The organism is Burkholderia sp. Ac-20379 (assembly GCF_017104645.1).
Lineage (GTDB): Bacteria > Pseudomonadota > Gammaproteobacteria > Burkholderiales > Burkholderiaceae > Burkholderia.
The window spans coordinates 1-10,433 of record NZ_JAAGPF010000274.1 but is presented as its reverse complement, the minus strand read 5'-3'; the positions used below and the strand labels follow the sequence as shown (position 1 = coordinate 10,433).

Here is a 10,433-nt window from a genome sequence, read left to right as displayed (position 1 = left end):
TCGGCGCGCGGGTGGCGATGATCGGCCAGCTCGGCGACGACGCCAACGGCGCGGCGTTGCGGGCCGGCCTGGAGGCCGAGGGCATCGATTGCGGCGCGCTCGGCACGAGCGCGGGCGTGCCGAGCGGCGTGGCGCTGAGCGTGGTGGACGACGCGAGCCAGAACGCCATCGTGATCGTGGCCGGCAGCAACGGCGAGGTTGGCGTGCACACGCTGGCCGACCACGACGCCCGGATCGCGGCGGCCGACGTGCTGGTCTGCCAGCTCGAAACGCCGTTGCCGGCCGTGCGCGCCGCGCTGGAGGCCGGGCGGCGTCATGGTTGCGCCGTGGTGCTCAATCCCGCCCCGGTGCTCGGGCCGCTGCCGGACGGCTGGCTGCCGCTGATCGATTGGCTGATTCCGAACGAGGTCGAGGCCGCCGCGCTGACGGGCATGACGATCGCCACGCCCGCGCATGCCGAGGCCGCGGCGCGCAGCCTGATGGCGGGCGGCGCGCGCAATGTGATCGTCACGTTGGGCGCGCAGGGCGTGGTCGCGCTGTTCGACGGTGGCGTGGCGCGGCACTATCCGGCGCCGAAGGTCGAGGCGGTCGATACGACGGCCGCCGGCGACACCTTCATCGGCGGCCTGGCCGCGCGGCTGGCCGCCGGCGAGGCGCCCGATGCGGCGATCCGCTTCGCGCAGCGGGCCGCGTCGATCTCCGTGACGCGCGCGGGCGCGCAGCCGTCGATTCCCCGTTTGAGCGAGATCGAGGCGGGCTGATCGGCAGTCGGGCCGACATTCAGGCCGAACGCGCACCCGGCAACCAGCAGTTGTCCGAATCCGGCCTCGCGCCGGATTTTTTCATGGCGCCGCGTTTTTCGGGGCAGATCGCCTGCCACGCCCGCCAGCGAGGACGCCGTATCAATCTTTCAACGATGCGCGTTCGCGGTGCATGCGCCGGCTGCCGTCGACAATCCTCGCCGCCGGTATCGCATCGTTCGCGCTGCCCGTCCAATCGCATTGTTTTCATCTTCGAATCGCGCGGCCTCGGCGCGTTGGCCGTCATCGTTTTCATGCATCGCGGCCACGCGAAACACGATCGTTCGATCGCGACACAGTCGTTCACATTCGCGATCACGGTGTTTACGTGGATGCATGCTTTTCGCAACGCGTCGTTACCCACTCATCAGCGGACATTTGCTTCGATGTGCGATGCATGTCGAGCGATGCAACATGCGTTTTCATGACACGCATCGAGGTGCCGGGAACGTTATTTATTTCATCGCGCCGATCGTCGGCATTGAACTTATCGCGCAGCACGCCGACGAAGCCTCGAAACGACGGGCGCGATCGCAAAAAATTGTAACGAATGCGGGTGCTGCGTCATCCGTCGCGCCGCGTCGCACGTAGAGGAAAGAGGAGGGGAAGCGTCCGGTGCAAGAGACGATTCGATGCAACAGGAGAGGCCGCATACGTCGCGTTGCAAACTTCGGGGAGGACATTGTATGGCAGCAAAAATACGCAGTCCAAGCGGGGTTTTTCAGAGTGTCCGGCAACAACGTTCCGACTGAAGTTTGTTCGTGAAAAAAAAAGAAAATGGGTTTAGGATGAAATTGAACGGTCCTGCTTCGGCGTGATTTTGCGAAGGCAAGATCGGTCTTCAGACACAGGCGAGGAGGTAGCATGGATATTTACAGCAGCTTCGCGAACCGCTTCGAGAAAACCCGGGAGGAAGAGCTCTCGCTCGAGGAGTATCTCGCGCTCTGCAAGAACGATCCGCAGGCGTACGCCACGGCAGGCGAACGCATGTTGGCAGCCATCGGGGAACCGGAGCAGGTCGATACGCGAAACGATCCGCGCTTGTCGCGAATCTTCGCCAACAAGGTCATCAAGGTGTATCCGGCATTTCGTGAGTTCTACGGAATGGAGGAGGTGATCGAGCAGGTGGTGGCGTACTTCCGTCACTCCGCGCAAGGTCTCGAGGAGAAGAAGCAGATCCTCTATCTGCTCGGGCCGGTGGGCGGCGGCAAGTCGTCGATCGCCGAGCGTCTGAAGCAACTCGCCGAACGCGTGCCGTTCTATGCGATCAAGGGTTCGCCCGTCAACGAATCGCCGCTCGGGCTGTTCGACTACGACGAAGACGGCCCGATTCTCGAAGAGCAATACGGCATTCCGCGCCGCTATCTGAAGGGCATCCTGAGCCCGTGGGCCGTCAAGCGGCTGCACGAGTACAACGGCGATATCCGCCAGTTCCGCGTGGTGCGGCGCTACCCGTCGGTGCTGCGCCAGATCGGTATCGCGAAGACGGAGCCGGGCGACGAGAACAATCAGGACATCTCATCGCTGGTCGGCAAGGTCGACATCCGCAAGCTCGAGCAGTTCGCGCAGGACGACGCCGACGCCTACAGCTATTCGGGCGGCCTGTGTCTCGCGAACCAAGGCCTGCTCGAATTCGTCGAAATGTTCAAGGCGCCGATCAAGGTGCTGCACCCGTTGTTGACGGCCACCCAGGAAGGCAACTTCAAGGGCACGGAAGGCTTCGGCGCGATTCCGTTCGACGGCGTGATTCTCGCGCACTCGAACGAGTCGGAATGGAAGGCGTTCCGCAACAACAAGAACAACGAAGCCTTGCTCGACCGGATCTTCGTCGTGAAGGTGCCGTACTGCCTGCGCGTGTCCGAGGAGATCAAGATCTACGAGAAGCTGATCCGCAATTCCTCGCTGGCCGAAGCGGTGTGCGCGCCCGGCACGCTGAAGATGATGGCGCAGTTCGCGGCGCTCACGCGTCTGCACGAACCGGAAAACTCCAGCCTGTTCTCGAAGATGCAGGTGTACGACGGCGAGAACCTGAAGGACACCGATCCGAAAGCGAAGTCGTATCAGGAGTATCGCGACTACGCCGGTGTGGACGAAGGCATGACGGGGGTCTCGACGCGCTTCGCGTTCAAGATCATGTCGCGCGTGTTCAACTTCGACACCTCGGAAGTGGCGGCCAACCCGGTGCACCTGATGTACGTGCTCGAACAGCAGATCGAACGCGAGCAGTTCCCGCCCGAAACCGAGCAGAAGTATCTGTCGTTCGTGAAGGATCTGCTGGCCTCGCGGTATGCGGAGTTCATCGGCAAGGAGATCCAGACGGCCTACCTCGAGTCGTATTCGGAGTATGGCCAGAACATCTTCGATCGCTACGTCACGTATGCGGATTTCTGGATTCAGGATCAGGAGTTCCGCGATCACGACACCGGCGAGAGCTTCGACCGCGCGGCGCTGAACGCCGAGCTCGAGAAGATCGAGAAGCCGGCGGGCATCAGTAATCCGAAGGATTACCGCAACGAGATCGTCAACTTCGTGTTGCGGGCGCGCGCGGCCAACGGCGGCAAGAACCCGGCCTGGGTCAGCTACGAAAAGCTGCGCGTGGTGATCGAGAAGAAGATGTTCTCGAACACCGAGGAACTGCTGCCGGTGATCTCGTTCAATGCCAAGGGTTCGGCGGAGGAACAACGCAAGCACGAGGACTTCGTGAACCGGATGGTCGCCAAGGGCTACACGCCGAAGCAGGTGCGGCTCCTGTGCGACTGGTATCTGCGCGTGCGCAAGTCCTCATGATCCGCACGCTGCACCGCCCGCGCGGCCGCGCCGCGCGGGCACCCTGAGTGGCGCGCCGCACGGCGGATCGTGCGGCACGTCCCGGCGTATCGACTTTCGAGCGGGAGACCGGGAGTGCTTCATCAAATCATCGACCGCAGGCTTGCCGGCAAGAACAAGAGCATTGCTAACCGCGAACGCTTTCTGCGTCGCGTCAAGAACTACATTCGCCGCGCGGTGTCCGACGCCGTGCGCGACCGTAGCATCAAGGACATCAACACCACCAAGAGCATCACGATTCCGCGCAAGGACATCGCCGAGCCGGCGTTTCGCCACGCGCCCGGCGGCCGCCGCGAGATGGTCCATCCGGGCAACGCCGATTACGTCCGCGGCGACAAGATCGCCCGCCCGCAGGGCGGCGCGGGCGGTGGCGGCAGTCAGGCCAGCAACGAAGGAGAAGGTCAGGACGACTTCGTATTCGAGCTGAGCCGCGACGAGTTCATGCAGTATTTCTTCGAGGATCTCGAACTGCCGCGGCTCGTCAAGACCCACCTGCTGACCGTGCCGAGCTGGAAGAGCGCGCGCGCCGGCTGGGCGGCGGAAGGCACGCCGAACAACATCGACGTGGTGCGTTCCCTGCGCAGCGCGCTCGGGCGGCGCATCGCGCTCGGCTCGCCGCTCGCGCGCGAGTTGCGCGATCTGGAAGCCGAACTCGAAACGATGAAGGACGATCCGGCCGACCGGCGCGTCGAGATCGCCGCGCTCGAGGAGCAGATCCACCATCTGCGCGGGCGCATTTGGCGCATTCCGTTCATCGACCCGTTCGACCTGCGCTACGTGAACCGCGTGAAGCAGCCGCAGCCGTCGAGCCAGGCCGTGATGTTCTGCCTGATGGACGTGTCCGGCTCGATGGACGAACAACGCAAGGATCTCTCGAAGCGCTTCTTCATCCTGCTGTACCTGTTCCTGAAGCGGAACTACGAGCGCATCGAGGTGGTGTTCATTCGCCACCACACGCGCGCCGAGGAAGTGGACGAAGACACGTTCTTCCATTCGACGGAAAGCGGCGGCACGGTGGTGTCGAGCGCGCTGGAGCTGATGCGCAAGGTGATGGACGAGCGCTATTCGCCGACCGAATGGAACATCTACGGCGCGCAGGCGTCCGATGGCGACAACTGGACGGACGATTCGCCGAAGTGCCGCAAGATCCTGGAGGCCGACATCCTGACCAAGGCGCGTTATTTCGCCTACATCCAGGTCGCGCAGGAGGAGCAGAACCTCTGGCTCGAATATGCGCAGCTCGCGCTGTCGCAGCCGCACATGGCGATGAAGAAGGTGGATTCGGCCGCGGACATCTACCCGGTGTTCCGCGAACTGTTCGAAAAGCATGTGGAAACCTGACGCCTTATGACGACCCGCGAACCGGACAACGAAACGCGCGGCTATCAGACGCGCGGCGAGGGCGGCGACGCCCCCGCGAACCCGGCCGACGCGCGCACGCAGCCTGCCGCGTCGCCACATCCCGCCGCGCCCGAGAACGGGCATAAGGAGGCGCGCATGAATGCCGCCGATCGCACGCCGCTGCCCTGTCCGTCGGACTGGACCTTCGAGCTGATCGAAGAGTACGACACGCACATCGCGCAGGTGGCCGAGCAGTACGAACTCGACATCTATCCGATCCAGCTCGAGCTGATCAGCGCCGAGCAGATGATGGACGCCTATGCGTCGGTCGGGATGCCCGTCAATTACCGTCACTGGTCGTTCGGCAAGCACTTCCTGTCGACGGAGAAGAGCTACCGGCGCGGGCAGATGGGCCTCGCCTACGAAATCGTCATCAACTCGAACCCCTGCATCGCGTATCTGATGGAGGAGAACACGCTGACGATGCAGGCGCTCGTGATCGCGCACGCCGCATACGGCCACAACTCGTTCTTCAAGGGCAACTACCTGTTCCGCCTCTGGACCGACGCGCACGCCATCATCGATTACCTCGTCTACGCGAAGAACTACGTGGCCGAGTGCGAGGAGCGGCACGGCATCGATCGCGTCGAGGAGCTGCTCGATTCGTGCCACGCGCTGATGAACTACGGCGTCGATCGCTACAAGCGCCCGCAGAAGCCGTCGCTGTCGAAGGAAGCGGCGCTGCGGCGCGAGCGCGAGGCGTATCTGCAGTCGCAGGTCAACGAGCTGTGGCGCACGCTGCCGGGCCGCAAGCCGGAGGCGGCCGACGAGGAGGTGGAGGGCCGCTATCCGCCCGAGCCGCAGGAAAACCTGCTGTATTTCGCGGAGAAGAATGCGCCGCTGCTGGAGCCGTGGGAGCGCGAGGTGATCCGGATCGTCCGCAAGGTCGGCCAGTATTTCTATCCGCAGCGGCAAACGCAGGTCATGAACGAAGGCTGGGCCACGTTCTGGCATTACACGCTGCTGAACACGATGTATCAGCAGGGCAAGCTGACCGACGGCTTCATGATGGAGTTCCTCCATTCGCACAGCAACGTGATCTACCAGCCGCCCGTCACGAAGCAGTACTACAGCGGGATCAATCCGTATGCGCTCGGCTTCTCGATGATGAGCGACATCCGGCGCATCTGCGAGAACCCGACCGACGAGGATCGCCGCTGGTTCCCGCAACTGGCCGGCACGCCGTGGCTGCCCGCGCTGCACTACGCGATGCGCAACTTCAAGGACGAGAGCTTCATCGCGCAGTATCTGTCGCCGCACCTGATCCGCGAAATGCGGCTGTTCTCGGTGCTCGACGACGACATGCGCGACTCGCTCGAGGTGTCGGCGATCCACGACGACAGCGGTTATCAGTACGTGCGGCAGGCGCTGTCGCGGCAGTACGACATCCATCACCGCGAGCCGAACATCCAGGTGTGGGCCGTCAACACGCGCAGCGACCGCAGCCTCACGCTGCGTCACTTCATGACCGACAACCGCCATCTGTCGAGCGACAGCGACGAGGTGCTCAAGCACATGGCGCGGCTCTGGCAGTTCGACGTGTTCCTGGAAAGCGTCGACGAGTCGGGCACCGTGCGCAAGCGCTACGAGTGCCGGGCCAAGCCGCCCGACGGGCGCGTTTGACGGGGTCCGGTTCCTGTCGGGAGGGCCGGCGCGGCCGGCAACGCATGCAGCGTTGCCGGCCGCGCTGTTTTGCGTCGAGGAAACGTTTCTGGTAAAACGCATTTCGTCTGAACAATCGCCATCTCATTGCTCCCATGACCGAAGGATTGACGAATGCGCCGGCGCAGGAACCCGCGCCGGCCTCGCCGCGGCGCCTTGCCTGGCGGATCGCGATCGGCGCGATTCAAGGCGTCGCGCTGTATGGCGTGCTGGCCGCCATGCGCGGCCTGCCGCCCGCCGCGCCGCAGTGGCTGGCGCTGGGCCCGTTGCTGCTCGTCGCGTTGCTGATTCCGCCGCTCGTCGTGATCGGGCTCGGCGAGATGCGGATGTCGCGGCAGGTGCTGTGGGCCGTGTTGCTCGCGCTGATCGTGGCGATGCTCGGCTATCACGACGCGGCGCGCATGCTGTGGCTCGCCGGGGCCGATCCCGCGCTGGCCGACGTGTCGTTCGCGCCGATACCCGCGCGGATGCCGACGTTCGAGGCCGGCGCCGTGTGCGCATTGTTCGTGTTCGTCGCCCATACCCTGATCGCGGCGGGCGAGCGGTCGCGCACCTGGCTCGCGCCGTACGACGCGTATTTCTCGCTGGCCTGGCGGCTCGCGCTGCAAGTGCTGCTGGCCGCGCTGTTCGTCGGCGTGTTTCATCTCGTGCTGTGGGCCGGCGCGACGCTGTTCATGCTGCTCGACCTGCATTTCCTGCGTACGCTGCTGCGGCAGCTCTGGTTCGAGGCGCCGGTCAATGCGCTGGCGTTCGCGCTCGCGCTGCATGTCGCCGACGTGCGCGCCGACATCGTGCGCGGGCTGCGCACGCTGCTGCTGACGCTGATGTCGTGGCTGCTGCCGCTGCTGGTGCTGATCGTGGCCGGCTTCCTGCTCAGCTCGGCGCTGACCGGTTTCAAGCCGCTGTGGGAGACGCGCTCGACGGCCGGCGTGCTGCTCGGCGTGGCGGCCCTCGAAATCGTGCTGCTCAACGCCGTATTCAAGAACGGCGCCGCGCACGAGCCGGTGCCGCGGCTCCTGAGGATCAGCGCGCGCGCGGGCAGCCTGACGTTGCCGTTCCTGGTGGGCGCGGCCGGCTATGCGCTGGCGCTGCGGATCGGTCAGCACGGCCTGACCGTGCAGCGCGTGCATGCCGGCGCGCTGACGCTGCTGGCCGCCTGCTATGCGATCGGTTACGCGCGGGCGGCGTTCGCCCGGCGCGACTGGCTGACCGCGATCGCGCCGACCAACGTGCTGACGGCCTGGCTGTCGCTGGCGGTGCTGATCGCGCTGTACACGCCGATCGCCGACCCGGCGCGGCTGTCGGTCGACAGCCAGGTGCAGCGCCTGTTGAGCGGCCGGATCGCGCCGGACACATTCGACTTCGCGTTTCTCCGTTACGACGCGGCGAATTACGGCAAGCGTGCGCTGCTCGCGCTGCGCGCCACCGCCGACGGCCCGAACGCGGCGAGCATTCGCGAGCAGAGCCGGAGCATGATCGAGCGTTCGCGCAGCGATGGCACGATGACTGCCCCGACGCGGGCGGGGCTCGCGGCCCACCTGGTCGTGCACACGCCAGGGCAGGCCGTGCCCGCGTCGTTTCTCGATACCGATTGGCCGCACCGGCAGGACGAGGGCTTGCCGCTGTGCCTGACGATGGCCGGCGAAACCTGCGACGTGTATCTCGCCGACCTGAGCGGGCGGCACACGGCCGATCTGCTGCTGATGCAGGCCGGCAGCGATTTCGGCACCGCGTTCGGTCAGGATGCGGGCGGCGAGTGGCACGCCGTCGCGAGGTTCCGGCTCGATGCCGGCTGCACGGAGCAGCGCGACGCGCTCGCGCACGGGCAGTACCGGCGCGTGGCGCCGCGCGCCTTCGATCTCGACGTGGGCGGCCTGCGCATCGGCATGGAGCCGATCGATACGCCGCCCGTTCACTGCAAGCGCTGAGCGGCAGGCGGCCGAGGCGCCCGGGCCCAAACCGGGCGAACGCAGCCCGCCCCGGCGAGCGGCTGCCCCGCGCCGCGCCATCAGGGCGAGCCCCGAAGGCAAACAAGCTTTCAGTTCGATAGAATTGCCGCGCGGTGCGCTACCCGCACGCTGCCCGCGCAACCCGCGGCCCGAGAGCCGGAGCGGCCAATCCCGCCGCCCGGCATCCCAGCCGACATAACAGGAAACACCCTCTCATGACCGACCTCCACGCCCAGGCCGAGATCGATCCGCACGACACCCGGCGTCGCGTGCTCGCGATCGTCGGCGCGTCTTCGGGCAATCTCGTCGAGTGGTTCGACTTCTATGTCTATTCGTTCTGTTCGCTGTATTTCGCGCACGCGTTCTTTCCGAGCGGCAACCCCACCACGCAGTTGCTGAACACCGCCGGCGTGTTCGCGGCCGGCTTCCTGATGCGGCCGATCGGCGGCTGGCTGTTCGGCCGCATCGCCGACCGGCGCGGCCGGCGCAGCGCGATGATGATCTCCGTGCTGATGATGTGCGGCGGCTCGCTGGTGATCGCCGCGGTGCCGACCTACGAGCAGATCGGCGCGCTCGCGCCGATCGTGCTGCTGCTGGCGCGGCTGTTCCAGGGGCTGTCGGTGGGCGGCGAGTACGGCACCAGCGCCACCTACATGAGCGAGGTCGCGCTGAAGGGGCGGCGCGGCTTCTTCGCGTCGTTCCAGTACGTGACGCTGATCGGCGGCCAGCTCTGCGCGCTGCTCGTGCTCGTGATCCTGCAGCAACTGCTGAGCACCGAGGACCTGCGCGCCTGGGGCTGGCGCATTCCGTTCGTGGTGGGCGCGTGCGCGGCGCTGATCTCGCTCTGGCTGCGCAAGTCGCTCGACGAAACCTCCACCAGCGAATCGCGTCAGGCGCGCGGCGCGGGCACCATGCGCGGCGTGTTCAAGCATCACCGCGGCGCGTTCTTCACGGTGGTGGGCTTCACGGCCGGCGGCTCGCTGATCTTCTACACGTTCACCACGTACATGCAGAAGTACCTCGTCAACACGAGCGGCATGCACGCCAAGACGGCCAGCAACGTGATGACGGCCGCGCTGCTCGTCTACATGCTGCTGCAGCCGGTGTTCGGCGCGCTGTCGGACCGGATCGGCCGGCGCACCTCGATGCTGTTCTTCGGCGCGCTGTCGGTGATCGGCACGGTGCCGCTGATGCATGCGATCGCCAACACGTCGAGCCCGGTGACGGCGTTCGTGCTGATCACGATCGCGCTGGCCATCGTCAGCTTCTACACGTCGATCAGCGGCCTGATCAAGGCGGAGATGTTCCCGCCCGAAGTGCGCGCGATGGGCGTGGGCTTGTCGTATGCGGTGGCGAACGCCGTGTTCGGCGGCTCGGCCGAATACGTGGCGCTGTGGTTCAAGCAGGCCGGCACGGAATCGACGTTCTACTGGTACGTGACGGTGCTCTGCGCGATCTCGCTGATCGTGTCGTACTTCATGCGCGAGCCGGCCAAGGAAGGCTATCTGCGCAACGAACCCTGAGCCCGATGGCGCAACGCGAGGCGCGCGCCATGTTCTTAGCGGCGCGCGCACGATAACGTTATCGGAAATGCTTGGTTGTCGACACGGAGCGGGCCGCTTACTCTGAACCCGTAGTTCGTGTGACACCTCCTTGACTGGGATTCGCGCCCGCCTTCATGGCGGGCTTTTTTTCGTCCGTGCGCCGTGGCGGCGGCGCGCTTACGAGGCTGCCGCGGCGTGCGGCGGCGGCAGCACGCGCAAGGCCGGCGCGGGCGTGCCGAGGCCGGCGCCGG

Annotated in this window: 7 protein-coding genes; all 7 read left to right on the top strand. The window is 65.7% G+C overall.

Annotated features, from left to right (window positions below):
• Positions 1-761: PfkB family carbohydrate kinase (locus tag G3N92_RS25850; RefSeq protein ID WP_206130433.1), on the top strand; the 761-nt coding region annotated here is incomplete at its 5' end.
• Between the two features lie 50 nt (positions 762-811).
• Positions 812-1,228, top strand: coding sequence for a hypothetical protein (locus G3N92_RS25845; protein ID WP_206130432.1), 417 nt, complete (start codon positions 812-814; stop codon positions 1,226-1,228).
• A gap of 436 nt (positions 1,229-1,664) precedes the next feature.
• On the top strand, positions 1,665-3,587 hold the full coding sequence (locus G3N92_RS25840) for a PrkA family serine protein kinase (RefSeq protein ID WP_206130431.1): 1,923 nt from the start codon (positions 1,665-1,667) through the stop codon (positions 3,585-3,587).
• A 114-nt stretch (positions 3,588-3,701) separates the two neighbouring features.
• On the top strand, positions 3,702-4,967 hold the full coding sequence (locus G3N92_RS25835) for a YeaH/YhbH family protein (RefSeq protein ID WP_206130430.1): 1,266 nt from the start codon (positions 3,702-3,704) through the stop codon (positions 4,965-4,967).
• Positions 4,968-4,973: 6 nt separating this feature from the next.
• Positions 4,974-6,650, top strand: coding sequence for a SpoVR family protein (locus G3N92_RS25830; RefSeq protein WP_206130429.1), 1,677 nt, complete (start codon positions 4,974-4,976; stop codon positions 6,648-6,650).
• A 134-nt stretch (positions 6,651-6,784) separates the two neighbouring features.
• Entirely contained in the window at positions 6,785-8,617 is a 1,833-nt protein-coding gene (locus tag G3N92_RS25825) for a DUF4153 domain-containing protein (protein ID WP_206130428.1), read from the top strand.
• Between the two features lie 236 nt (positions 8,618-8,853).
• Positions 8,854-10,161 (top strand): MFS family transporter, encoded by a 1,308-nt coding sequence (locus tag G3N92_RS25820; protein WP_206130427.1) that lies wholly within the window; start codon positions 8,854-8,856, stop codon positions 10,159-10,161.
• Positions 10,162-10,433: the final 272 nt, after the last annotated feature.

Bases quoted from the DNA above. Each gene is read 5' to 3' on its own strand.
- G3N92_RS25840 (WP_206130431.1), top strand. From the start codon at position 1,665: ATGGATATTTACAGCAGCTTCGCGAACCGCTTCGAGAAAACCCGGGAG.
- G3N92_RS25830 (WP_206130429.1), top strand. From the start codon at position 4,974: ATGACGACCCGCGAACCGGACAACGAAACGCGCGGCTATCAGACGCGC.
- G3N92_RS25825 (WP_206130428.1), top strand. From the start codon at position 6,785: ATGACCGAAGGATTGACGAATGCGCCGGCGCAGGAACCCGCGCCGGCC.
- G3N92_RS25820 (WP_206130427.1), top strand. From the start codon at position 8,854: ATGACCGACCTCCACGCCCAGGCCGAGATCGATCCGCACGACACCCGG.